The organism is Noviluteimonas caseinilytica (assembly GCF_018406605.1).
GTDB lineage: Bacteria > Pseudomonadota > Gammaproteobacteria > Xanthomonadales > Xanthomonadaceae > Noviluteimonas > Noviluteimonas caseinilytica.
The window spans coordinates 2,063,442-2,086,483 of sequence record NZ_AP024545.1 but is presented as its reverse complement, the minus strand read 5'-3'; the positions used below and the strand labels follow the sequence as shown (position 1 = coordinate 2,086,483).

Genomic DNA, 23,042 nt, shown 5'->3' with positions numbered 1-23,042 from the left:
CTCACGCCTTCTGCGCTTCGGAAATCATGCGCGCCAGCTCGCCCGACTCGGCGAGCTCGCACGTGATGTCGCATCCGCCGATGAGTTCGCCGTGGATGAACAGCTGCGGGAACGTCGGCCAGTCGGAATAGCGCGGCAGGTTGGCCCGGATCTCGGGTTCTTCGAGCACGTTGACCGTGTGCAGCTGCGACGCGCCGGCGGCCTTGAGCGCCTGCACCGCGCGGCTGGAGAAGCCGCACATCGGGAACTGCGGCGTGCCTTTCATGAAGAGCACGATGGGGTGGCCGGTGACTTCCGAACGGATCCGGCTCTGGATGGGGGTGCCCTGGACGGACATTCAGACTCCTGCATGACAAGCGTAGGGCTAGAATTGTAAGCCTTCGCGCACTGCGCCCCCACCGCCCGCAAGGAGCCTGACATGGCGATCGAACTGCCACCCCTGCCCTACGACCGTACCGCGCTCGAGCCGCACATCTCCGCCGAGACGCTCGATTACCACCACGGCAAGCACCACAAGGCCTACGTCGACAACCTCAACAAGATGATCGAGGGGACGGAGTTCGCGGCGATGGACCTGGTCGGGATCATCCGCAAGTCGCAGGGCGCGGTGTTCAACAACGCAGCGCAGGTCTGGAACCACACCTTCTACTGGAACTGCATGAAGCCGGCCACGGCCGGCGGCGGCGGCGATCCCTCCGGCAAGCTCGGCGAGGCGATCAACAAGGCCTTCGGCGACGTGGCCAAGTTCAAGGAACAGTTCACCGACACCGCCATCAAGACCTTCGGGTCGGGCTGGGCGTGGCTGGTGCAGCGCCCGGATGGTTCGCTCGCGCTGGCGAGCACGTCGAACGCGGCCACGCCGATCACCGGCGAAGACACGCCGCTGCTGACGTGCGACGTGTGGGAACACGCGTACTACGTCGACTACCGCAATGCGCGGCCGAAGTATGTCGAGGCGTTCTGGAACCTCGTCAACTGGGATTTCGTCGCACAGCAGATGCGCTGAAACACGCGCGCATGAAAGAAGCCCCGCGATGCGGGGCTTTTTTTTGCCTCATCGCAGCGCGGCGATGACGGGTTGCACCTGGACTTCGCGCCCGAGCGACTTGCCCACGCGTTCGAGCGTCGCCGCCAGTTCCTGCGGCGTATCCGCGCGCAACGTCGCGTGCCCGACCTTGCGGCCGGCGCGCGATTCCTTGCCGTAGTCGTGCCAGTGACCGCCCGGTTCGGCGAGCACCGCGCGCGCATCGGGCATCTCGCCGATCCAGTTGAGCATGCACGCCTCGCCCACCATGCGCGTGGCGCCCAGCGGCAGGCCGAGCACGGCGCGCAGGTGATTCTGGAATTGCGACGTCTCGCTGCCTTCGATCGTCCAGTGCCCGGAGTTGTGCACGCGCGGCGCGAGTTCGTTGGCGAGCAGTTCGCCACCGCGGCAGAACAACTCCAGCGCGAACACGCCGACGTACGACAAGGCTTCGGCCAATGCGCGCGCATGCGCGACGGCGGCGTCCGCGAGCGCGGCGTCCACCGGCGCGGGCGCCAGGCTCGCCGACAGCACGCCATCGACGTGCCAGTTCTGCGTGATGGGCCACGCGCGGAACTCGCCATCGCGGCCACGCACGGCCACCACGCTTACTTCGCTTTCGAACGCGACGAACCCTTCGAGGATCAGTCCCACCGTCGTGGCCTGGACGCCGAGCGCATCCCATGCTGCATCCAGGTCGCCCGGCGACTTCAACCGGAACTGGCCCTTGCCGTCGTACCCGAGGCGACGCGTCTTGAGGATGCACGGCGTGCCGATGCGCGCGATCGCCGCTTCGAGCGACGCGCGCGAATCCACCGCGGCGAACGGCGGCACCGGGATGCCGAGGTCGCGGAACAGGGTTTTCTCGGCGAGGCGATCCTGCGCGACGGCGAGCGCCGTCGGGCTGGGGAACACGGGCACGCGTTCGGCGAGCCATTGCGCGGCTTCGGCCGGCACGTTTTCGAAATCGAACGTCGCCACGTCGACGCGCGACGCGAATTCCGCGAGCGCGGTTTCATCGCGCCAGTCGCCGACGATCATCGGCGCGAACTGCCCCGCGCACGCATCGGCCACGGTATCCATCACCAGGAAGCGCAAGCCGAGCGGCGCGCCCGACAAGGCGAGCATGCGCGCGAGCTGGCCGCCGCCGAGGATGCCGACGGTGGTCATGCCGTGCACTCCGTGCCGTTCACTTGCGCGGATCGTCATTGCGCGCGACGTCGTCGGTCTGGCGCGCGCGGAAGTCTTCGAGCGCCCTGGCGATGCGCGCGTCACCCGACGCCAGCATCGCGGCCGCGAACAGGCCCGCGTTGGACGCCCCCGCATTGCCGATCGCGAACGTCGCGACGGGAATGCCGGCCGGCATCTGCACGATCGACAGCAGCGAATCCATGCCGTTGAGCGCCTTGCTCTGCACGGGCACGCCGAGCACCGGCACCGCGGTCTTCGCAGCGAGCATGCCCGGCAAGTGCGCTGCACCGCCGGCGCCGGCGATGATCGCGCGCAATCCGCGCGACGCCGCCGTGGCTGCGTATTCGAACAACACGTCGGGCGTGCGATGCGCGGAGACCACGCGCACTTCGTGCGGCACGCCGAGCGCTTCGAGCTTGGCCGCCGCGTGCTGCATCGTCTCCCAGTCCGAGCGCGAGCCCATCACGATGCCGACCAGCGGCTTCGCCGTGCTTGCCGCGGTGTCTTCGTTGGCCATGGGTTTCCCGGGGCTCGCGCCTGCTGCGAAGGGGCGTATTCTAGCGGCCCCGCCGCGCCGACGAGGCCACAGCCCGCCGATGGATCGCAAGCTGCTCGACATCCTCGCCTGCCCCGCCACGCGCCAGCCGCTGTCCTTGCTCGAGGCGCGCGGCCTGCAGGCGCTCAACCAGGCGATCGCCGCGGGCAGCGTGAAGCGCGCCGACGGCCAGCCGCAATCCGACGCCCTGCGCGAGGCGCTCGTCACGCGCGACCGCAAGCTCGCCTACCGCATCGACGACGGCATCCCGGTGCTGCTGGCCGATGAAGGCCTCGCGACCGGCCAGGTCGCGGACTTCCCCGCCGCGCCATGAGCCACGAGTTCGCACCGCCGCCGGCCGACGTGGTCGCCGCCGATGTCGCGCGCGCACTCGCCGAAGACCTGGGCACCGGCGACGTCACCGCCGCCCTGCTCCCCGACATCACCGACACCGCCTACCTGTTGTGCAAGGAATCGGCGGTCGTGTGCGGCCGTCCGTGGTTCGATGCGTGCCATCGCGCGCTCGACCGCGACGTCGCCATCGCCTGGCACGTGGCCGAAGGCGACCGCGTCCGCGCCGACACCGTCATCGCTACGCTCGAAGGCCGTGCGCGCGCGCTGGTCAGCGCCGAACGCGCGGCGCTCAATTTCCTGCAGACGCTCAGCGGCACCGCCACGATCACCGCCGAGTACGTCGAAGCCGTGCGCGGCACGGGCGCGGTGATCCTGGACACGCGCAAGACGATCCCCGGCCTGCGCATCGCGCAGAAGTACGCCGTGCGCGCGGGCGGCGGCGCCAATCACCGCATGGGCCTGCATGACGCGGTGATGCTGAAGGAAAACCACGTGCGCGCCGCGGGTTCGATCACCGCCGCGATCAAGCGCGCGCGCGAAGCGCAGCCGTCATTGCCGCTGATCGTGGAAGTGGAAACGCTGGCGCAGCTCGACGAAGCGCTGCTGGCCGGCTGCGAACGCATCCTGATCGACGACTTCGACGCGGCCTCGCGCCGCGAAGCCGTGCAGCGCGCGAAGGGCCGCATCCCGCTGGAAGTCTCCGGCGGCGTGGACCTGCAGACGGTGCGCGCGATCGCCGAGGACGGCGTGGATTGCATTTCGATCGGCGGACTGACCAAGCACGTCCGCGCGATCGACCTGTCGATGAAGCTGGGCCGCCGCGGCGGTTAGCGGAACGCGGCCACCAGTACGATCGCGACGACGGCCAGCAGGCCCATCGCCACCAGCCACGCGCGACGCGACGTGCCGCCATCGACGCTGGCGAGCACTTCTTCGTGCGTGGCATCGGCCTGGCCCGGTGCGATCAGGCGGAAGCGCAGCGTGTCGAAGCCGATTTCGTCGCCGATGTGCGCTTCGCCGCGGATGACGCGCTTGCCGTTGAGGAAGGTGCCGTTGGTGGACCCGAGGTCTTCGAGCAGCACGCCGTCGTCGGTGGGCATCAGGCGCGCATGCACGCGCGAGAGGCCGGGTTCGTCGATGCGCAGGTCGCATTCCGGAGAACGGCCGACGCTGGTGCTGCCGTGGATCGCATGCGAACGGCCGAAGCCTTCGCCCGAGACGCCGCGCAACACGTAGCGCGGCACGACGGGACGCACGGCGGTGGCGCCGGGATCGTCGTTGGCCGATTCCGGCAAGCGACCCGCCACGCCGACCTGGTGGCGCACGGACGCGACCGCGGTTTCGATCGAGGCCAGGCGCGCTTCGACGCGATCGAACGCGACGCTGTCGCCCGGACGCAGGGCGATGAGCCCGTCGACCTGGCGGCCGTTTACGCTGACCGTGGTGCCGTGCGGCACGTCGAGCATCACGCCGGTGGGCGTGACATGCAGCTGGCAGTGCTGCGGGAGGACGCCGGGACTGTCGAGCACGATGTTCGCCCGCGGATCGGAGCCGATGCGATTGACGCCCGGGCCGAGCAGGACCTGCGGGTGTTCGCCGCCAGGAAAGACGAGTTTCATGCGTGGGTTCCCCAATGTTTGGCCGACGGCCTTGCAGGGCCGCGGAAGCGCCGTCACATTAGGTGCATGCCAAGTATTCTCGTTGTGATGATCATCGCAGGGTGCGCACTGGCGTACTGGGAACGGGCGCGTGCCGCCGCCGAGCGCGCCGAAGCCCTGGGACGCGATGCCTGCAGCGCCGCCGGCGTGCAGTGGCTCGACCAGACGGTGCATGCCGCGGGCTTGCGCATCCAGCGCAACGACGACGGCAAGCTCGGGTTCGAGCGGACGTTCCGGTTCGAGTATTCCTACGACGGCAGCGATCGGCACGTCGGCCGGCTCGTGTTGCGTTCCGGTCGCCTGGTGTCTTTCAGTGGCCCGGTGCGCGCGGCGAACGTGGTGCAGTTGCATTGATGCGCGCTGGATCCCCGCCTTCGCGGGGATGACCACCTCCGGTGGTCACTTGATGACGCGCAAATGCCCGCGCCGCGGCGGCGTCGTGCTGCCCGGCGAATCCGGTGTTGCATCGGAAGGCGGTGGCGGTTCGTCGTGCGAGCCCGTCGGATCGTCCGGCAGCGCCATGCCCTGCCCCGTCTCGCGCGCATAGATCGCAAGCACCGCGGAGATCGGCACGACCACCGGATGGCTCACGCCACCGAAGCGCGCGGTGAAGCTGACGGCGTCGTTGTCGATGAGCAACCGCGCGACCGCGCGTTCGGCGATGTTGAGCACCACCTTGCCGTCGCTCACCGCCTGCGCCGGCACCTGCACGCCGGCGCGCGTGGCGTCCACGAGCAGGTGCGGGGTCATGTTGTTGTCGGCGATCCACTCGTTCAACGCCCGCAGCAAATACGGGCGATGGCTCGTCATGGCCGGACCGTCGACGCCGGGACTGTCTTCGCTCATGCCGGAAGTCTAGCGCCCGTCCCGTGCATCACGCAGGGATGTCGCGCAACTTCTTTTCCTGGTCGGTGAGGCTGCGCATGAAACCGGGGTTGCGGAAGATCCGGTTGCCGTAGTCCTCGATGACCTTGCCGTCCTTCGGCAGCGGGATGTCGAGGGAATTCAGGCGCCAGATGATCGGGGCCATCGCGCAGTCGGCGAGGCTCATTTCCGGGTTCAGGAAGAACTTGCTGGCCTTGAACAGCGGCACCGAGGCGGTGAGCAGTTCCTTCAGGCGCTTGCGGCCGGCCTCGGCCTGCTGGCGGTTGCCGAGCTGGATGGCCTGGACCTGCGGCACCCAGTCGTGTTCCAGGCGCAGCATCGCCAGGCGCAGGCGGGCGCGCGAGAGCGGGTCGACCGGCATCAGCGGCGGATGCGGGTAGCGCTCGTCGAGGTATTCGGTGACGACGGAGGCCGCGTACAGCACGAGTTCGCGCTCGACCAGGGTCGGCACGGAGTGGTACGGGTTGAGGTCGATCAGGTCTTCGGGCGGGTTCTGCGGATCGACCGGGATCAGGTCGTACGTGACGCCCTTGGCGGCCAGCACCAGGCGCACGCGGTGGCAGAGCACGTCGTCGGTCGACGAGAACAACGTCAGGGCATTACGCATACGCGGGCTCGCGGCCATCATCGATCTCTCCATCGATCGGTAGCGCCGGCTGCGGACCCGTCGATGCGGGCCCTGCCGGAAGGCGCCATCCACCCCTTGCGGACGGTCACCGGCCCCCGAGCCTAGCGTTCATTCCGCGAAATGTCGCCACCCCCGGGGTGGTCCGGGTGCCGGACGCCCCTTCCCGCGTGGCGTCCGGGTGCGAAACCCGGGCGCCATGGGGTCGATCTCAGTGCACGTCCTTCCAGTATTCCTTCTTGAGGAGCCAGGTGAGGAACGTGAACGCGGCCAGGAACAGGATCACCCACACGCCCATGCCCTGGCGCTTGAGGGAGGCCGGCTCGCCGGCGTATTCGAGGAACGCGGTGATGTCGCGCACCGTCTGGTCGAACTGCTCGGCGTTCTGCGCGCCGGGCTGCGTGAGCGCCAGGCGCTCGACGTGCGCTTCGCCGTTGGCGTCCTTCGCGCCCATCACGCCGTGCTGCAGGCCCTGCATCTGCCACAGCGGGTTCGGCATCGAGGCGTTCGGGAACACGGTGTTGTTCCAGCCCACCGGGCGCGTTTCGTCGAGGTAGAACGACTTGAGGTACGTGTAGATCCAGTCGTTGCCACGGACGCGCGCGATCAGGGACAGGTCCGGCGGCATCTTGCCGAAGGCGTCCTTGGCATGCTCCGGCGTCATCGCCGTGCCGATGGTCTCGCCGAACTTCACGCCGCTGATGTTGAGGTTGTCCATCACCTCGTCCTCGCTCAGGCCGAGGTCTTCGGCCATGCGCGAGTAACGCAGGTACTTCAGCGAATGGCAGCCGCTGCAGTAGTTGATGTACAGCTGCGCGCCGCGTTGCAGCGAGGCGCGGTCGTCCAGGCGCGCGCCGGCCGACTGCAGGTTGCCTTCCTCGGAAGCGAAGGCGGCGCCGGCGAGCAGCAGGCCCGCCGCGAAGGCGGCCAGGCGGGAGAGCGTCTTAGTCATGCATCGTCACTCGTTCCGGCACCGGCTTGGTCCTGTCGAGCTTGGTCCAGATCGGCATGGTGATGAAGAACACGAAGTACAGGAAGGTCAGCACGCGGCCGATGATCGTCTCGACCGGATCCGTGCCCGGACCCGCGCCGATCTTGCCCAGCCACACGAAGCTGATCGCGAACATGATCAGCATCGCCCACGACAGCAGGCCGCGGTAGCGATAGGACTTGACCGGCGACTTGTCGAGCCACGGCACCAGGAACAGCACCGCGATCGCCGCGAACATCACCAGCACGCCCCACAGCTTGATCGCGAAGAACGACGGGATGACGCGCAACATCGCGTAGTACGGCGTGAAGTACCACACCGGCTTGATGTGCTCCGGCGTCACCAGGCGGTTGGCCTCGGTGAAGTTGTCGTGCTCCAGGAACCAGCCGCCGAACGTCGGCGCGAAGAAGATGATGAAGGCCGCCAGGATCAGGAAGAACGCGACGCCGAACAGGTCCTTGCCCACCGTGTAGTACGGGTGGAACGGGATGCCGTCGGCCGGCGCGGTGGTGGACCAGCGGTTGCCCTTCGGGCCCTTTTTGATGTCCACGCCGTCCGGGTTGTTGGACCCGACTTCGTGCAGCGCGCCCAGGTGCAGCACGACGAGCAGCAGCAGCACCAGCGGCAACGCGATGACGTGCAGCGCGAAGAAGCGGTTGAGCGTGGCGTCGCCGGGCAGGTAGTCGCCCATGATCCATTCGGTCAGGCCGTTGCCGATGACCGGGATGGCGCCGAAGAGCGAAATGATCACCTTCGCGCCCCAGAACGACATCTGGCCCCACGGCAGCACGTAGCCCATGAAGGCTTCGGCCATCAGCACCAGGTACAGCACCATGCCGATCAGCCACACGAGCTCGCGCGGCTTCTGGTACGAGCCGTACATCAGGCCGCGGAACATGTGCAGGTAGACGCAGATGAAGAACAGCGAGGCGCCGGTGGAGTGCATGTACCGGATCAGCCAGCCCCATTCGACGTCGCGCATGATGTATTCGACCGACGAGAACGCTTCCGCCGCGGACGGCTTGAAGTGCATCGTCAGGAAGATGCCGGTCAGGATCTGGTTGACCAGGATGACCAGCGCCAGCGAACCGAAGTAGTACCAGACGTTGAAGTTCTTCGGCGCGTAGTACTCGGACATGTGCTTGCGGTACACCGGCATCATCGCCGGCGCGCGCGCATTGACCCAATCCATCATGTTCTTGGAAGTGCGGGCAAGGAAGTTGGCCATGGCTTATGCCTTCCCCGTCGGATCGACGCCGATGACGATGGCGTTGTCACCCTCGAAGTGGTGCGGCGGGACCAGCAGGTTGATCGGCGCCGGGACGCCGTCGAACACGCGGCCGGCCATGTCGAAGCGCGACTTGTGGCAGGGGCAGAAGTAGCCGCCCTTCCACTGCGGGTCGAACGGTTCGGGCTTGATCTCGGCCTTCATTTCCGGCGAGCAGCCCAGGTGCGTGCACAGGCCGACCAGCACGGAGATCTCCGGCTTGATCGAGCGCAGTTCGTTGCGCGCGTAGGCGGGCTGCTGGTCGAGGTTGTCCGACTTGGGATCGCGCAGGCGCGGATCGAGCGTCGGCAGGATCTCGAGCATCTGCTTGGTGCGCTTGACGATCCAGATCGGCTGCCCGCGCCACTCGAGCACCATGCGCGTGCCTTCGGCGAGCGCGCTGATGTCCGCGGTGATCGGCGCACCGGCGAGCTTCGCGCGGGCGCTGGGATTCCAGGACTTGATGAAAGGCACGGCCGCGACGCCGACACCGACCGCACCGACCACCGCGGTGGTGGCGGTCAGGAACCGGCGACGGCTCAGATTGACGGGTTCACCGTCATGGACATGAGCGGGATCGTTGACCCCTGACCCAACGTTGGACATCCGGCACTCCGCTTTAAGACGCTGATGCGATGCACGGCTTGCCTGGCGCAGGGACGCGCGTGGGACAGGCCGCAAAGACGGCGAAGTGTAACGGAACGCTTAATCGGCCGACAATCCGAGCGTGGGTCCGGGCGGCGGATTTGTGCCGTGGGCAGAACTCTGCCGCAGTCCGGCGACGCCGGATTACTTGGCGGCGACGGCCGCCGGGCCCGCGATGGCGCCGCGGTAGCGCTCGGCCAGCAGGGCCACGCGCTCGACGTAGCGGCGGGTTTCGCTGTACGGCGGGACGCCCCGGTACTTGTCGACCGCGCCTTCGCCGGCGTTGTAACCGGCCGCGACCAGGCTGAGGTCGCCGTGGAAGCGCTTGATGAGCCAGGCGAGGTACTGCACGCCGCCGGCGATGTTCTGGTTGGCGTCGAAGGCATTGCCCACGCCGAAGCGACGCGCGGTGGCCGGCATCAGCTGCATCAGGCCCTGCGCGCCCACGCGCGACAGCGCATTGGGATTGAAGGCGGATTCGGCATGGATGATCGCGCGCACGATGGCTTCGTCGACGCCGTGCTGCTTGGCGGCCGCCGCGATTTCCGCCGAATACGCGTTGGTGTTGAGGCGCAACGTATTGAAGTTGACGCCCGGGCGCGCACCGCAGGCATAGCAGGTTTCCATGAAGCTGTACTTGATGGTGCGGACCGCCGACGCACCGGCCACGCCCTTCGGCGCCTTGCTGGTGTAGTGGCGCACGCCATCCTGGATGTACGAATAGACCTGGCCCTGCACGAGGCGCGGCGCCTGGTACGGGCGGGTGGCGACGGGTGCGGGCGGCGGCGCGATTTCCGTGGCGGCGGGCGCGGCCGGGAGGCTGGCGGTGACCGGCGTGCCGGCGACGTTGCTTGCGGTGGTGGTGCTGCCGACATGCAGGGACGGCGCGGGCCCGGTGGCGCGCGCGGCCTTCGGCGAATAACTGATGACGGTGCACTTCGCGCCGGGGACGCGCTTGCTGACGTAGCTGCGCGCGCCGTCGGCGCCGTCGCAGCGATACAGGGTGCCCGCGAAGGCCGGCATCGCGCCCAGCGCGAGCGCGCCGACGACGATGGCCCCGAGGACTTTCCCCATGCCCCTTCCCCTAGTCATGGCGCGGGATCGTCCTCTCAATCATGAGGTTTGACAAGTCCTTGATTCCTATGAACGGCCGGTTGATTTCAGTGAACGCGGACCCCGTCACGATCCGGCCGCGGTAGACTCCCGCGCCTTCACACCCCGGCGCGGATTCACCGCCGCCCACCCGGACCAGACCCATGACCGAACTGACTGTCCTCGAGACGGCGCCCGTCGCCGCCGACCCCCGCCCTGCCCCCCGCGGCAAGCTCTTCATCAAGACCCACGGGTGCCAGATGAACGAGTACGACTCGGCCCGCATGGCCGACGTCCTCGCCGCCAGCGAAGGCCTGGAGCTCACCGACAACGTCGAGGACGCGGACGTCGTCCTGGTCAACACGTGCTCCATCCGCGAGAAGGCGCAGGAAAAAGTCTTCAGCCAGCTGGGCCGGTGGAAGGCGCTGAAGAAGGACGGCAAGCCCGTGCTGATCGGCGTCGGCGGCTGCGTGGCCTCGCAGGAAGGCGCCGCCATCGTGAAGCGCGCGCCGTACGTGGACCTGGTGTTCGGCCCGCAGACGCTGCACCGCCTGCCCGAGCTGCTGCGCGAGCGCCGCGCCACCGGCCTGCCGCAGATCGACATCAGCTTCCCGGAGATCGAGAAGTTCGATCGCCTGCCCGAGCCGCGCGCCGAAGGCCCCAGCGCCTTCGTCTCGATCATGGAAGGCTGCTCGAAGTACTGCGCGTTCTGCGTCGTGCCCTACACGCGCGGCGAAGAAGTCAGCCGTCCGTTCGAGGACGTGCTGGTGGAAGTCGCGCAGCTCGCCGCGCAGGGCGTGCGCGAGGTCAACCTGCTCGGCCAGAACGTCAACGCGTATCGCGGCCCGCTGGGCGATGGCGACCATGCCGATGAAGGCGTGGCGGACCTCGCGCTGCTGATCCGCGCGATCGCTGAAATCGACGGCATCGGCCGCATCCGCTTCACCACCTCGCATCCGCTGGAGTTCTCCGATTCGCTGGTCGAGGCGTATCGCGACGTCCCGCAGCTCGCCAACTACCTGCACCTGCCCGTGCAGGCCGGCAGCGACCGCGTGCTGTCGGCGATGAAGCGCGGCTACACGGCGCTGGAGTTCAAGTCGAAGATCCGCAAGCTGCGCGCGGTGCGCCCGGACATTTCGATCTCGTCGGATTTCATCGTCGGCTTCCCCGGCGAGACGGATGCGGACTTCGAGAAGACGATGAAGCTGATCGAGGACGTCGGCTTCGACCAGTCGTTCTCCTTCATCTATTCGCGCCGCCCCGGCACGCCGGCCGCGGACCTGCAGGACGACACGACGTCCGCGGAAAAACACGCACGCCTCGAACGCCTGCAGGCGCACATCAACGCGCATGCGGCCACGATTTCGCAGGCGATGGTGGGCACGGTGCAGCGGGTGCTGGTCGAGGGCCCGTCGAAGAAAGACCCGAACGAACTGACCGGCAAGACCGAGAACATGCGGTCGGTGAACTTCGCCGCGCCCGCGCGCCTGATCGGCCAGTTCGTCGACGTGCAGATCACCGAAGCGTTCTCGAACTCGCTGCGCGGGCGCGTGGTCGTTTAATCCAGGCGCTTGCTGAAGCGCAGGATCGCCGCCGTCATCATCACGGCGGTGAAGGCCAGCAACGCCAGCACCTCCGGCCACAAATCCCCCAGCGTCGCGCCGCGCAGCATCACGCCGCGGATCATCCGCAGGAAGTGCGTCAGCGGCAGCACTTCGGCGATCCACTGGATGAGCTTCGGCATGCCCGCGAACGGGAACATGAAACCCGACAGCAGGATCGACGGCAGGAACACGAAGAACGTCATCTGCATCGCCTGGAACTGCGACTGCGCCTTGGTGGAAATCATCAGGCCCAGCGACAGGTTGGCGAGGATCAGCAGCACGGCCGCGAAGTAGACGTCCAGCAAGCTTCCGCGGATCGGCACTTCGAACAGCCACGCGCCCAGCAGCAACACCAGCGTCGTCTGGATCAGGCCGATGCCCGCGAACGGCAACACCTTGCCGATCATCAGTTCGCTGCGGCTCACGGGGGTTGCGATCAGCAACTCCATGTTCCCGCGCTCGCGTTCGCGCACGATCGCGACCGCGGTGAACATCACCATGGTCATCGTCAGGATGATCCCGATCAGGCCTGGCACGATGTTGATCGCCGAGCGCCGCTCCGGGTTGTAGAAACCGACCACGTTGATCTGCGACGGCTTCAGCTTCACCGTGGACGCACTGTCGATCGGCACCTGCGAGAGCTGCGCGGCCGCGCCCTGCACCGCCGAATCGGCGCCGTCCACCAGCACCTGCACCGCTTCGCGGCCATCGATGCGGCGGCGTTCGAAATCCGAGGGGATCACGATGCCCACGCTGATCTCGCCACGCCGCAGCATCGTCATCAGTTCCTGCGGGCTGCTTGCGTCCTTCACCGGGTGGATCACGCCGGTGTTCACCATGTCCATCACCAACGCGCGCGAGCCCGCGGTCGAAGCCTGGTCCGATACCGCGGTTTCCAGGTCGCGCAGGTTGAAGTTGATCGCGTAGCCGAACAGCACCAGCTGCATCACCGGGATGCCGACGATCATCGCCAGCGTGATGCGGTCGCGGCGCATCTGCCGCAATTCCTTCTGCATGATCGCGAACAGGCGGCGCGCGCTCATGCGGCGGCCTCCTGCGTGGCGGCGTCGTGCTTGCGCGTGGCGGCGACGAACACGTCTTCGAGGTTCGCCTCGGCGGGTTCGACCGTCGCGTCCAGGCCGGCCTGCGCCAGGCCTTCGCGCACGCGGGTGATGGCATCGCCGCCGGCCTCGGTGAGCACGCGCAAGGTGTTGCCCACCTGCGCGGCGCTGATGACGCCCGGCGCGGCGATGATCGCGCGCTGCGTGCGGCGCGGTTGCTTGGAATGCACGGCGAGCGTGCGGCCGGCGAGCGCTTCGGTGAGTTCGGCCGGCGTGCCGTCGGCAACCAGCGCGCCGCGATCCAGGATCGCGAGACGATGGCAGCGTTCGGCTTCGTCCATGTAATGCGTGGAAACGAGGATCGTGGTGCCGCCGTCGGCGAGTTCGAACAGCTTTTCCCAGAAGTCGCGGCGCGATTCCGGATCCACCGCGCTGGTGGGTTCGTCGAGGAACAGCAGTTCCGGCGAATGGATCACCGCACCGGCCAGCGCGAGGCGCTGCTTCTGCCCGCCGCTCATCGTGCCCGCGAGCTGCTTCTGCCGATCCTCGAAGTGGTAGCGCTGCACGAGTTCGTCGATGCGCACGCGCGCCTTCGCCTTCGGGATGTCCTGCACGGCGGCGAGGAATTCCAGGTTCTCGCGCACGGTGAGGTCGTCGAACAGGGAGAACTTCTGCGTCATGTAGCCGATGCGGCGGCGCAGCGCTTCGGCCTGCGCGGGGATCTCCAGCCCCAGCACTTCGATGTCGCCTTCGGTCGGCGTCATCAGGCCGCACAGCATGCGGATGGTGGTCGACTTGCCCGAACCGTTGGGGCCGAGGAAGCCGTACACGCTCGCCTTCGGCACGCTGAGGTCGACGTGGTCGACCGCGGTGAGGTCGCCGAAGCGCTTGGTCAGCCCGTGCGCGACGATCGCGAGGTCGTCGTCCTTGCTCATTTCCCGAACTCCACGCGCACCGGCAGGCCCGGCGGCAACGACGCGGCGTCGCCGCTTGTCAGCGTGATCTCCGCGACATAGCTCAGGCGCGCCGCGTCCTTGCCGATCAACGCGTAGTACGGGGTGAAGCTGGGCTCGGTGCGGATCATGCGCACGGTGCCGGGCCGCGATTCCTTCTGCCCGCCGACGAACACGCGCGCGGCATCGCCGACCTTCACGTTCGCGCGGATCGTCTCCGGCACGTACACGCGTGCATACGGCGCACCGCCGACGAGCAGGATCGCGAGCGGCTGGCCCACCGGCGCCTGGTCGCCGAGCTTGTAGGGAATGCTGTCGACGAGCGCATCGCGCGGCGCGACGACGGTGAGTTTGTCGAGCGTCACCTGCTGCGCGGCGGCCTGCGCTTCGGAGGCGGCGAGCGCGGCTTCGCCCTGCGCGATCTGTTCGCGGCGCGTGCCGGCTTCGAGTTCGCGCAAGGCTTCGGCCTGCGCGCGCGCGGTGGCGGCGGCGTTGTCCACGGACGCGCGGGCGCGCTCGACTTCCGCGGCGGCAATCAATTGCTGGCGACCCAACGGCCGCACGCGCGTGTAGTAGTCGCGGGCCTGGCGTTCCTCCGCCTGCGCGGCGACCAGTTGCGCGCGGGCCTGCGCGATCTGTTCGCTGCGCGGGCCGGCTTCCAGTTCCTGCAGCGAGGCGCGCTGGCGTTGCGCTTCGGCGCGCGCCACGTCCGTGCTCGAACGCGTGCGGTCCAGTTCCAGCCGCAGCAGGGACTGACCCGCTTTCACGCGCTGTCCTTCGCGCACGTCGATCGCGACGATCTTTTCCGCGGCCGGCGACGGCAACGTGATGCGGTCGTATTCCAGCGTGCCGAGCGCCTGCGGCGTGTCGTTGCGGCACGCGGGCAGCGTGGCGGCGATGCAGAGCGCGAGGAGGGCGGGGGCGATGGTCGTGCGCATCTGGGATCTCGCAGGCAAAGGGGGGTCAGGGCGTACCGAGGCCGCGATCGAGCAGCGCGATGGCGTGGTCGCGCATCGTGGTGGCATCGATGTCGTCGGCGGCGAACAGGCGGCGCCAGATCGGCGCGCCCGCGGCGGGGAACAACGTCAGGCCCACGAGCGAGGCGACCAGCAGGCGCGGATCGAGGTCGGGATTGAGCTCGCCGGCGTCCTGCGCGGCGGCGAAGCGCGCCGCGAGCAGTTGCGGGACCTGCGGCGCCATCGTCGTGAACAGCACTTCGCGCAGCGCACCGCCTTCGCACAGCACTTCGCGCACCCACAGCGGCGGCAGCCAGGGATGGCGTTCGACGGCGTCGCACATGCCGCGCACGAACCCGGCGACCAGGCCGGCGATGTCGTCGCCGGATTGCATCGTCGCGTTGCGCACTTCGGCGAACGCCGGCATCAGCCGTTCGGCGATCACCGCCTGCTGCAACTGCAGCTTGTCGCCGAAGTAGTAGTGGACGAGCGCCGGATTCACGCCGGCATCGGTGGCGATCTCGCGCAGCGTGGCGGCGGCGATCCCGCGGCGCGCAAAGCACCCGACGGCGGCGTCCAGGAGGCGGGCGCGCTGGTCCGGGCTTTCGCCCGTGGGACGGCCGGGGGCGCGCTGGTCGGCGCTGCGGGCGCGCACGGCCGGTTTGGCCGGGCTGCGGCCCGAAGCCTTGCGGGGCGCGGGTTTGGCGGGGGTGCGGGGCATGTCGTGCATATTTAATTCAGCAATGAATTAGGGGCAAGCGAGGTCCGACGGACGGTCCGCGGGGCCCTGCCCCCGGCCGTCCCCGGTGCGCTGCATTCCAATCCAGGGCCCGATCTTTTTGACCTACTTTTCCCGAAGCGCCCGTGATCGCCTCCAACACGACGCCGCGCTACGCTTGCCGCGATGAATGCACCCGCACAACGCGACTTCACCCTCGACCCGCCCGACAGCGAACGCCTCGCGAACCTCGCCGGCGCCTTCGACGCCCACCTGCGCCAGATCGAACTGCGCCTGGGCGTGGAGATCGCCAACCGCGGCAACATCTTCCGCATCACCGGTGCGGAGGCGAACGTGCAGCGCGCCGAGCGCTTCCTGCGCGAGCTCTACGCCGAGGCCGGCGAGGAAATCTTCGACGGCCACGCGATCAACATCCGGCTCAACGCCGTCGACGCCGATCCCGTGCGCGCCACCGACGGCATCGAACCGCAGGACGTCGCCATCCGCGTCAAGCGCGGCACCATCCGCGGCCGCGGCGCCAACCAGGGCAAGTACCTGCACGCGATCGCGACCAACGACATCAACTTCGGCGTCGGCCCCGCCGGCACCGGCAAGACCTTCCTCGCGGTGGCGATGGCGGTGGAAGCGCTCAACGAATCGCGCGTGCAGCGCCTGATCCTCGTGCGCCCCGCCGTGGAAGCCGGCGAAAAGCTCGGCTTCCTCCCGGGCGACCTCACGCAGAAGGTCGATCCCTACCTGCGCCCGCTCTACGACGCGCTGTACGAAATGCTCGGCGTGGAGAAAGTGATCAAGCTGCTGGAGAAGAACGTCATCGAGATCGCGCCGCTCGCGTACATGCGCGGCCGCACGCTCAACGATGCGTTCGTGATCCTCGACGAAGCGCAGAACACCACCATCGAACAGATGAAGATGTTCCTGACGCGCCTGGGCTTCGGCGCCACCGCCGTGGTCACCGGCGACCTCACGCAGATCGACTTGCCGAAGCACCAGAAGTCCGGCCTGCGCGACGCCATCGACGTGCTGCATGGCGTGGACGGCATCAGCTTCACCTTCTTCCAGGCGCGCGACGTCGTGCGCCATCCGCTGGTCGCGCGCATCGTGGATGCGTACGACGCACGCGATGCGCAGGACGCCTCGACAGGAAAGAATCCATGACCCGTGGTCCGGTCCGACTCGATGTCGGCGTCGAATACGCCGTCCCGCGCGCCGGCCTGCCGGCGGCGGTGAGCTTCCGCAAATGGGTGGCCGCCGCGCTGCAGGGCCGCATCCGCGAGGCGGACCTCGCCCTGCGCATCGTCGGCACCAAGGAAGGCCGCGCCCTCAACCGCCATTACCGGGGCAAGGACTACGCGACCAACGTCCTGAGCTTCCCGGCCGACCTGCCCGAAGGCGTGAAGCTGCCCCTGCTCGGCGACATCGTCCTGTGCGCCCCGGTGGTGGCCCGCGAGGCGAAGGAACAGAAGAAGCCCCTGCTCGCCCACTACGCCCACCTCACGGTCCACGGCGCCCTGCACCTGCTGGGCTGGGACCACGAGGACCCGCGCGACGCCGAGGCGATGGAGGGCCTGGAACGCGAGATCCTGGCCGACCTCGGGATCGAAGACCCCTACGCCCTCGAGTGAAACGGCCGTTTCACCGAACCTGCGCACTTCCGCGCTAGACTCGCCGCCCGTTCGTTCCGCGTTGCCCGGAACTGCTTTCCCCCCGCCCATGGCCGACGACGACAGTCCCCAGCAGCACGAAGACAAGAGCCGCCGTACCTGGCTCGATCGCATCACCGCCGCCCTTTCCGGCGAGCCCACCACCCGCGAGGATCTCGTCGAGTTGTTGCGCGACGTGCAGGCCGATGGCCTGATCGCGGCCGACACCCTGCGGATGATGGAAGGCGCCATCGCGGTGTCCGACCTCACCGTGGGCGACGTGATGATCCCCCGCGCGCAGATGGTGGCGCTGACCCCGGAAGCCGACCTGATGACGCTGATGCGCCAGGTCGTCGAGTCCGGCCATTCGCGTTATCCGGTGCATGGCGAAGACAAGGACGAGATCCTCGGCATCCTGCTGGCCAAGGACCTGCTGCGCGGCGTGGTCGCCGAACACGCCCCGGCCAGCGTGCGCGAACTGCTCCGTCCCGCGGTGCTGATCCCCGAATCCAAGAAGCTCAACGTGCTGCTGCGCGAGTTCCGCCAGTCGCGCAACCACATGGCCATCGTGATCGACGAGTACGGCGGCGTCGCCGGCCTGGTCACGATCGAAGACGTGCTGGAACAGATCGTCGGCGACATCGACGACGAGCACGACGAAGCCGTCGACGAGAACCAGCTGATCGCCGCGCAGGCCGACGGCCACTTCGTGGTCGATGCGCTCACGCCGATCTGCGATTTCAACGAACGCTTCGGCGCCGATTTCGACGACGACGAGTACGACACCATCGGTGGCCTGCTCACCGCCGCGATCGGCCACCTGCCGGAAGCCGGCGAGGAACTCACGCTGGGCCGCTTCGGCTTCCGCGTCGCCCGCGCCGATGCGCGTCGCCTGCACGCGCTCCATGTCAGCGTGCATGCGGACTCCTGACCGCTTCGCGCAACTGCTGATTGCCTTCGCGCTGTGGCTCTTCGCCACGGTCGCCTTCGCCACGCCGCGCATCGGCGTGATGACGATGCAGCCCGGCGAAATCTTCTTCGAACGTTTCGGCCACAACGCCATCGTCGTCGCCGATCCCGATGCGCCGGGCGGGCCGATCTCCTACAACTTCGGCTTCTTCGACCTCGACGAACCGGGCTTCATCGGCCGCTTCGTCAAGGGCGACATGGAATACATGCTCGTCGCGCTGCCGCTCGAGCAGGACCTCGCGTATTACCGCGACGTCGGCCGCGGCGTGTCGATCCAATGGCTGGATCTCACGCCGCAACAGTCGGAAGACATCGCCGCCGCGCTCGCCGAGAACGCGAAGCCCGAGCACGCGCGCTACCGCTACGAATACTTCACCGACAACTGTTCGACGCGCGTGCGCGATGCGGTCGACCGCGCACTCGGCGGCGCCCTGCAACGCCAGCTCGCGGGCCGTTCGCAGGGCAACACGTATCGCTACGAAGCCGTGCGCCTCGCCTCGCCGGCCTGGTGGATGGGCACGGGGTTCGACATCGGCCTGGGCCCGTACGCCGACAAGCCTTTGTCGCGCTGGCAGGACGCGTTCGTCCCGATGCGCCTCGCCGACAGCCTGCGCGAAGCCCGCAACAGCGCGGGCCGCCCGCTGGTGTTGTCCGAGAGCGTCCTCGTCGAACACCGCCTCGCCCCCGAACCGCCGGACGCCCCGCGCCGCTGGTGGCCGTGGCTGCTCGCCGGCCTGGTCGCGGCCGGACTGGTGCGCATGCTCGCCGCGCGCGCGCCGCGCCTGCTCGGCGGGATCGCGCTGCCGTTCTGGACGGTGCTCGGGCTGCTCGGCCTCCTGCTGGCTTTCATCTGGTGCTGCACCGCGCACGTCGCGGGCTGGGCCAACCACAACCTCCTGCTGTTCTCGCCGCTGTGCCTGCTGTTGCTGCCCGGCGCCTGGGCGATGCTGCGCGGGGGCGCGACGTCGCGTTTCCACGGCATCGTCCGCTACGTGGTGTTCGGCGGCGGCGTGCTGGCGCTGGCGCTGCAGTTGCTGCCGGGGGGCCAGGTGCAGATCGCCTGGCTCGCGTTGCTGCTCCCGATCCACGCCGCGTTCGCATTCACCCCGCGCCCACGCTGACGCGATGCTTGCCCCGGCCCCGTCCGACGGGGCACGATCCGGGCAATGAACGATCCCGCCGCCCTGCCCGCCTGCGTCATCAACTGCGTGGTGTACGACCGCCACGGCAAGCGGCGCGACATCAGCCTCGATGCGATCAGCGACGTGCTGGCCGTCGATGACGGCAGCTTCGTCTGGGTGGGCCTGTACGAACCCGAGGACGCGCTGCTCGACAAGCTGCAGGAAGAATTCGGCCTGCACGACCTGGCGGTGGAGGATGCGCAGCACGCGCACCAGCGCCCGAAGATCGAGGCGTACGGCAATTCGCTGTTCGTCGCGGTGCACACCGCGCAGATGATCGACGACCACATCCGCTTCGGCGAAACGCACGCCTTCCTCGGCGCGCGTTACCTCGTGACGGTGCGGCACGGCGCATCGCTGTCCTACGCGCCGGTGCGCACGCGCGTGGAGCGCGAACCCGAACTGCTCGCCCTCGGCCCCGCCTACGCGCTGTACGCCGGGCTCGACTTCATCGTCGACAACTATCTTCCGATCGTCTCCGAGTTCCGCGATTCGCTGAACGCGCTGGAGAAGGACATCTTCGCGGAGAGCTACAGCCGCGACACGGTGGTGAAGCTGTACGAGCTCAAGCGCGAACTCACGCAGCTGCGCCTGGCGGTCTCGCCCATGCAGGACATCCTGGCGCAGCTCACGCGCATGCACGGCGGGCTGGTGCCGGAAGAAGTGCGCCTGTACTTCCGCGACGTGCTCGACCATGCCGTGCGCATCAACGAAAGCACCGACACGCTGCGCGAGATGCTCACCGCGGCGATGAGCGTCAACCTCGCGCTGGTCACGGTAAACCAGGGCGAGGTGGTGAAGAAGCTCGCCGGCTGGGCCGCGCTGCTCGCCGCGCCCACGCTGATCACCAGCTGGTACGGCATGAACTTCAGGCACATGCCCGAGCTGGAAGGCCGCTACAGCTACGCCATCCTCGTGGTGGTGGTGGGCGCGGTCTGCATCGGCCTGTACCGCTATCTCAGGAAAGTCCGCTGGCTGTAGGCCGCGCGACGGGGAGTTCGTGCATGCGCTGGATCAAGGGGCTGGGCTGGGCCGCGGTGGCGGTGTTCGCGGCGTGTTGCCTGGGCGTGCTGGCGTTGTCGCGCGGCGAAACCGTCGGGGCGATGTGGGTCATCGCGGCGTCGATCTCGGTGTTCGCCATCGGCTATCGCTTCCACGCGCGCTACATCGCCACCCACGCGATGCAACTCGATCCCTCGCGCGCGACGCCCGCATGGCGTCGCAACGACGGGCTCGATTACGTGCCGACGCAGAAGGTGGTGCTGTTCGGGCACCACTTCGCGGCCATCGCAGGCGCGGGTCCGCTGGTCGGTCCCGTGCTCGCGGCGCAGATGGGCTACCTGCCCGGACTGTTGTGGATCCTGTTCGGCGTGGTGCTCGCGGGCGCGGTGCAGGACATGCTGGTGTTGTTCCTGTCCGTGCGGCGCGACGGGCGTTCGCTCGGCGAAATGATCCGCAACGAACTCGGCGCCGCCGCGGGCGTGACCGCGATGATCGGCATCCTCGCGATCATGGTGATCCTGCTCGCAGTGCTGGGCCTGGTCGTCGTCAAGGCGCTCGCGGTGAGTCCGTGGGGCACCTTCACCGTCGCGATGACGATCCCGATCGCGTTCCTGATGGGCGCATGGCTGCGCTGGTGGCGGCCGGGCCGCATCCTCGAAGCGTCCGTCGTCGGCCTGGTGCTGTTGCTCGCGTCGATCTGGTGGGGCGGCCACGTCGCGGCATCGCCAACCTGGGCGGCGCTGTTCACCTTCGACGGCAAGGCGCTGGCGTGGATGCTGATCGCCTACGGCTTCGTCGCCGCCGTGCTGCCGATCTGGATGCTGCTCGCGCCGCGCGATTACCTGTCCACGTTCCTCAAGCTCGGCACCGTGGCGTTGCTGGCGGTCGCGATCTTCATCGCGATGCCGCAATTGCAGATGCCGGCGGTCACGCGCTTCATCGACGGCAGCGGGCCGGTGTTCGCGGGCAGCCTGTTCCCGTTCCTGTTCATCACGATCGCGTGCGGGTCGATCTCCGGCTTCCACGCGCTGATCGCCTCGGGCACCACGCCCAAGATGATCGCGAACGAACGCGAGATCCCGGTGATCGGCTACGGCGGCATGCTGATGGAAGCCTGCGTCGCGGTGATGGCGCTGGTGGCGGCGTGCGTGCTGGACCCGGCGGTGTACTTCGCGATGAACGCACCGACGGCGGCGATCGGCACGACGGTCGAATCTGCCGCGCAGGCCATTTCGCAATGGGGCTTCGTGGTCACGCCCGACGTGCTCGCGCAAACCGCGCGCGACATCGGCGAGACGACGATCCTCTCGCGCACCGGCGGCGCGCCCACGCTGGCCGTGGGCATGGCGCAACTGCTGCACGGCATCGTGGGCGGCGGCGGGATGCTCGCGTTCTGGTACCACTACGCGATCCTGTTCGAAGCCTTGTTCATCCTCACGACGCTCGACGCGGGCACGCGCGTGGCGCGCTTCATGATCCAGGAGGTGGTGGGCCTGGCCGTGCCGTCGTTCCGGCGCACGGAAAGCTGGACCGCCAACCTCGTGTGCACCGCGCTCGCGGTGTCGGGCTGGGGCTGGTTCCTCTACCAGGGCGTGGTCGATCCGCTCGGCGGCATCAACACCTTGTGGCCGCTGTTCGGCATCGCGAACCAGATGCTCGCGGGCCTGGCGATGATCTTCGTTTGCGCGGTGCTGGTGAAGATGAAGCGCGAGCGCTACCTGTGGGTCGCCGCGTTGCCGACCGCCTGGCTGCTCGCGTGCACGCTCACCGCCGGGTGGCAGAAGCTGTTCCATGCCGATCCGAAGATCGGGTTCCTGTCGAACGTGCGGCGTTACACCGACGCCCTCGCGCACGGCGAAGTCCTGGCGCCGGCGAAGTCGCTCGACGACATGCGGCGCGTGCTGCTCAACAACCAGATCGACGCGGCGTTGTGTGCGTTGCTGATGGCGGTGGTGGTGCTGACGCTGGTTTTCGCGACGCGGGCGGCATGGCGGGCGCGGCGCGCGGACCTGCCGACGGCGCGGGAGAGCGACTATGTGGCGCTCGATGCGGTTCGCTGAGCAATGGCGCGACGCCTGGCGCGCGGCGCTGCAGACCGCGCGGCTGGCGATCGGCGTGCCGGATTACGACGCCTACGTCGCCCACGTGCGCGCGCATCATCCCGGCGACGTGCCGATGACGCGCGAAGCGTTCTGCGTCGAGCGCATGCATGCGCGCTACGGGCGCGGACGGTCGCGGTGTTGTTGAAGCTTGCGCTGCCTCTGACTCAATAACGCGAGAGCGGCTTCCCCCACCCGTCCTGCTGCCGGCGATCCTTGCCGCTGCGGCGATCTTCCTTCGTCAGTTCGAAGCGGATCATTTCGCGGCGATCGTGGTTCTGGCGGCGCTCGCCGCCGCGGCGACGTTCCGGACCGTGGTAGCGCACGCCGTCGTTCGGACCGTGGTGATGCGTTTCCATGCGAGTTCCCCCTGGCATTGCGCGAGAACGTCCACTGCGCGGCGTGGAGGCGGCGTGAACGCGAAAACATCGCGAAAACGCCGCTAATTCCCCGATATGCACCGTTGGTCGTCGAATGGCCGAGCTGGCCGAACTCGTCCGTTTCCTTGGCCAGCGACAACGTGTCAGGGCGCGTTCCTCGCGAACTCCCAACGCAACCAACGGACATCACG

27 protein-coding genes are annotated in these 23,042 nt (G+C 68.3%); 12 read left to right on the top strand and 15 right to left on the bottom strand.

Features of this window, described 5'->3' with window-relative positions; translation table 11 throughout:
- Window position 1: 1 nt before the first annotated feature.
- Window positions 2-337, bottom strand: a complete 336-nt coding sequence (gene grxD / locus LYSCAS_RS10135) for a Grx4 family monothiol glutaredoxin (protein ID WP_213433930.1) — start codon at window positions 335-337, stop codon at window positions 2-4.
- An 81-nt stretch (window positions 338-418) separates the two neighbouring features.
- Here grxD and LYSCAS_RS10130 point away from each other — a divergent pair, with 81 nt between their 5' ends.
- The gene (locus tag LYSCAS_RS10130) at window positions 419-1,006 is read left to right on the top strand and encodes a superoxide dismutase (protein ID WP_213433929.1); all 588 of its coding nucleotides are present in this window, start codon (window positions 419-421) and stop codon (window positions 1,004-1,006) included.
- Between the two features lie 48 nt (window positions 1,007-1,054).
- Here the strand turns inward: LYSCAS_RS10130 and LYSCAS_RS10125 are convergent, their stop codons facing one another.
- Both LYSCAS_RS10125 and purE read right to left on the bottom strand, forming a co-directional pair.
- Window positions 1,055-2,194, bottom strand: coding sequence for a 5-(carboxyamino)imidazole ribonucleotide synthase (locus LYSCAS_RS10125; protein WP_213433928.1), 1,140 nt, complete (start codon window positions 2,192-2,194; stop codon window positions 1,055-1,057).
- Between the two features lie 19 nt (window positions 2,195-2,213).
- A complete protein-coding gene (purE, locus tag LYSCAS_RS10120) occupies window positions 2,214-2,732 on the bottom strand; it encodes a 5-(carboxyamino)imidazole ribonucleotide mutase (RefSeq protein ID WP_213433927.1) in 519 nt (172 codons plus the stop codon).
- A 79-nt stretch (window positions 2,733-2,811) separates the two neighbouring features.
- Between purE and LYSCAS_RS10115 the strand changes: the two genes are divergently transcribed.
- Entirely contained in the window at window positions 2,812-3,084 is a 273-nt protein-coding gene (locus LYSCAS_RS10115; protein WP_213433926.1) for a Trm112 family protein, read from the top strand.
- A complete protein-coding gene (gene nadC, locus LYSCAS_RS10110) occupies window positions 3,081-3,935 on the top strand; it encodes a carboxylating nicotinate-nucleotide diphosphorylase (protein ID WP_213433925.1) in 855 nt (284 codons plus the stop codon). The genes LYSCAS_RS10115 and nadC overlap by 4 nt, the downstream gene beginning before the upstream one ends.
- Here the strand turns inward: nadC and LYSCAS_RS10105 are convergent.
- Complete coding sequence (locus tag LYSCAS_RS10105; protein ID WP_213433924.1) at window positions 3,932-4,723, bottom strand: FHA domain-containing protein; 792 nt, start codon at window positions 4,721-4,723, stop codon at window positions 3,932-3,934. The genes nadC and LYSCAS_RS10105 overlap by 4 nt on opposite strands.
- 66 nt (window positions 4,724-4,789) lie before the next feature.
- On the opposite strand from LYSCAS_RS10105, the gene LYSCAS_RS10100 reads away from it, so the two are divergent.
- Window positions 4,790-5,116: a DUF3301 domain-containing protein gene (locus LYSCAS_RS10100; protein WP_213433923.1), complete on the top strand. Its 327-nt coding sequence runs from the start codon at window positions 4,790-4,792 to the stop codon at window positions 5,114-5,116.
- A 45-nt stretch (window positions 5,117-5,161) separates the two neighbouring features.
- Here the strand turns inward: LYSCAS_RS10100 and LYSCAS_RS10095 are convergent, their stop codons facing one another.
- The 6 genes from LYSCAS_RS10095 to LYSCAS_RS10070 all read right to left on the bottom strand — a co-directional run bounded on the left by LYSCAS_RS10095 (window position 5,162) and on the right by LYSCAS_RS10070 (window position 10,249).
- Window positions 5,162-5,608: a ClpXP protease specificity-enhancing factor gene (locus tag LYSCAS_RS10095; protein ID WP_213433922.1), complete on the bottom strand. Its 447-nt coding sequence runs from the start codon at window positions 5,606-5,608 to the stop codon at window positions 5,162-5,164.
- 28 nt (window positions 5,609-5,636) lie between these two features.
- On the bottom strand, window positions 5,637-6,272 hold the full coding sequence (locus tag LYSCAS_RS10090; protein ID WP_213437766.1) for a glutathione S-transferase N-terminal domain-containing protein: 636 nt from the start codon (window positions 6,270-6,272) through the stop codon (window positions 5,637-5,639).
- Between the two features lie 211 nt (window positions 6,273-6,483).
- Window positions 6,484-7,224 (bottom strand): cytochrome c1, encoded by a 741-nt coding sequence (locus LYSCAS_RS10085; protein ID WP_213433921.1) that lies wholly within the window; start codon window positions 7,222-7,224, stop codon window positions 6,484-6,486.
- On the bottom strand, window positions 7,217-8,491 hold the full coding sequence (locus LYSCAS_RS10080; RefSeq protein ID WP_213433920.1) for a cytochrome b: 1,275 nt from the start codon (window positions 8,489-8,491) through the stop codon (window positions 7,217-7,219). The genes LYSCAS_RS10085 and LYSCAS_RS10080 overlap by 8 nt, the downstream gene beginning before the upstream one ends.
- 3 nt (window positions 8,492-8,494) lie before the next feature.
- On the bottom strand, window positions 8,495-9,136 hold the full coding sequence (gene petA, locus LYSCAS_RS10075; protein WP_213433919.1) for a ubiquinol-cytochrome c reductase iron-sulfur subunit: 642 nt from the start codon (window positions 9,134-9,136) through the stop codon (window positions 8,495-8,497).
- Between the two features lie 183 nt (window positions 9,137-9,319).
- Entirely contained in the window at window positions 9,320-10,249 is a 930-nt protein-coding gene (locus LYSCAS_RS10070) for a lytic transglycosylase domain-containing protein (RefSeq protein WP_213433918.1), read from the bottom strand.
- Between the two features lie 182 nt (window positions 10,250-10,431).
- Here LYSCAS_RS10070 and miaB point away from each other — a divergent pair, with 182 nt between their 5' ends.
- Complete coding sequence (gene miaB, locus LYSCAS_RS10065; RefSeq protein ID WP_213433917.1) at window positions 10,432-11,829, top strand: tRNA (N6-isopentenyl adenosine(37)-C2)-methylthiotransferase MiaB; 1,398 nt, start codon at window positions 10,432-10,434, stop codon at window positions 11,827-11,829.
- Here the strand turns inward: miaB and LYSCAS_RS10060 are convergent.
- The 4 genes from LYSCAS_RS10060 to LYSCAS_RS10045 are packed head-to-tail and all read right to left on the bottom strand — an operon-like array spanning window position 11,826 to window position 15,562.
- The gene (locus LYSCAS_RS10060) at window positions 11,826-12,914 is read right to left on the bottom strand and encodes an ABC transporter permease (RefSeq protein ID WP_213433916.1); all 1,089 of its coding nucleotides are present in this window, start codon (window positions 12,912-12,914) and stop codon (window positions 11,826-11,828) included. The two genes, miaB and LYSCAS_RS10060, sit on opposite strands and share 4 nt — an antisense overlap.
- Window positions 12,911-13,843 (bottom strand): ABC transporter ATP-binding protein, encoded by a 933-nt coding sequence (locus LYSCAS_RS10055; RefSeq protein WP_213437764.1) that lies wholly within the window; start codon window positions 13,841-13,843, stop codon window positions 12,911-12,913. Before LYSCAS_RS10055 ends, LYSCAS_RS10060 begins: the two co-directional genes overlap by 4 nt.
- A 20-nt stretch (window positions 13,844-13,863) precedes the next feature.
- Window positions 13,864-14,823, bottom strand: coding sequence for an HlyD family secretion protein (locus LYSCAS_RS10050; RefSeq protein WP_213433915.1), 960 nt, complete (start codon window positions 14,821-14,823; stop codon window positions 13,864-13,866).
- A 25-nt stretch (window positions 14,824-14,848) separates the two neighbouring features.
- A complete protein-coding gene (locus LYSCAS_RS10045) occupies window positions 14,849-15,562 on the bottom strand; it encodes a TetR/AcrR family transcriptional regulator (RefSeq protein ID WP_213433914.1) in 714 nt (237 codons plus the stop codon).
- Between the two features lie 183 nt (window positions 15,563-15,745).
- On the opposite strand from LYSCAS_RS10045, the gene LYSCAS_RS10040 reads away from it, so the two are divergent.
- The 7 genes from LYSCAS_RS10040 to LYSCAS_RS10010 all read left to right on the top strand — a co-directional run bounded on the left by LYSCAS_RS10040 (window position 15,746) and on the right by LYSCAS_RS10010 (window position 22,619).
- On the top strand, window positions 15,746-16,735 hold the full coding sequence (locus LYSCAS_RS10040) for a PhoH family protein (RefSeq protein WP_213433913.1): 990 nt from the start codon (window positions 15,746-15,748) through the stop codon (window positions 16,733-16,735).
- The gene (gene ybeY / locus LYSCAS_RS10035; RefSeq protein WP_213433912.1) at window positions 16,732-17,202 is read left to right on the top strand and encodes an rRNA maturation RNase YbeY; all 471 of its coding nucleotides are present in this window, start codon (window positions 16,732-16,734) and stop codon (window positions 17,200-17,202) included. Before LYSCAS_RS10040 ends, ybeY begins: the two co-directional genes overlap by 4 nt.
- A gap of 88 nt (window positions 17,203-17,290) precedes the next feature.
- Window positions 17,291-18,151 (top strand): HlyC/CorC family transporter, encoded by an 861-nt coding sequence (locus LYSCAS_RS10030; RefSeq protein ID WP_213433911.1) that lies wholly within the window; start codon window positions 17,291-17,293, stop codon window positions 18,149-18,151.
- Window positions 18,138-19,310, top strand: coding sequence for a lipoprotein N-acyltransferase Lnb domain-containing protein (locus tag LYSCAS_RS10025; RefSeq protein ID WP_244858503.1), 1,173 nt, complete (start codon window positions 18,138-18,140; stop codon window positions 19,308-19,310). Before LYSCAS_RS10030 ends, LYSCAS_RS10025 begins: the two co-directional genes overlap by 14 nt.
- Before the next feature lie 45 nt (window positions 19,311-19,355).
- On the top strand, window positions 19,356-20,351 hold the full coding sequence (locus LYSCAS_RS10020; RefSeq protein WP_213433909.1) for a magnesium and cobalt transport protein CorA: 996 nt from the start codon (window positions 19,356-19,358) through the stop codon (window positions 20,349-20,351).
- Between the two features lie 23 nt (window positions 20,352-20,374).
- Window positions 20,375-22,432 (top strand): carbon starvation CstA family protein, encoded by a 2,058-nt coding sequence (locus tag LYSCAS_RS10015; RefSeq protein ID WP_213433908.1) that lies wholly within the window; start codon window positions 20,375-20,377, stop codon window positions 22,430-22,432.
- On the top strand, window positions 22,419-22,619 hold the full coding sequence (locus tag LYSCAS_RS10010; protein ID WP_244858501.1) for a YbdD/YjiX family protein: 201 nt from the start codon (window positions 22,419-22,421) through the stop codon (window positions 22,617-22,619). The genes LYSCAS_RS10015 and LYSCAS_RS10010 overlap by 14 nt, the downstream gene beginning before the upstream one ends.
- Window positions 22,620-22,638: 19 nt before the next feature.
- Here the strand turns inward: LYSCAS_RS10010 and LYSCAS_RS10005 are convergent, their stop codons facing one another.
- Window positions 22,639-22,830, bottom strand: a complete 192-nt coding sequence (locus LYSCAS_RS10005; RefSeq protein ID WP_213433906.1) for a hypothetical protein — start codon at window positions 22,828-22,830, stop codon at window positions 22,639-22,641.
- Window positions 22,831-23,042 lie beyond the last annotated feature (212 nt).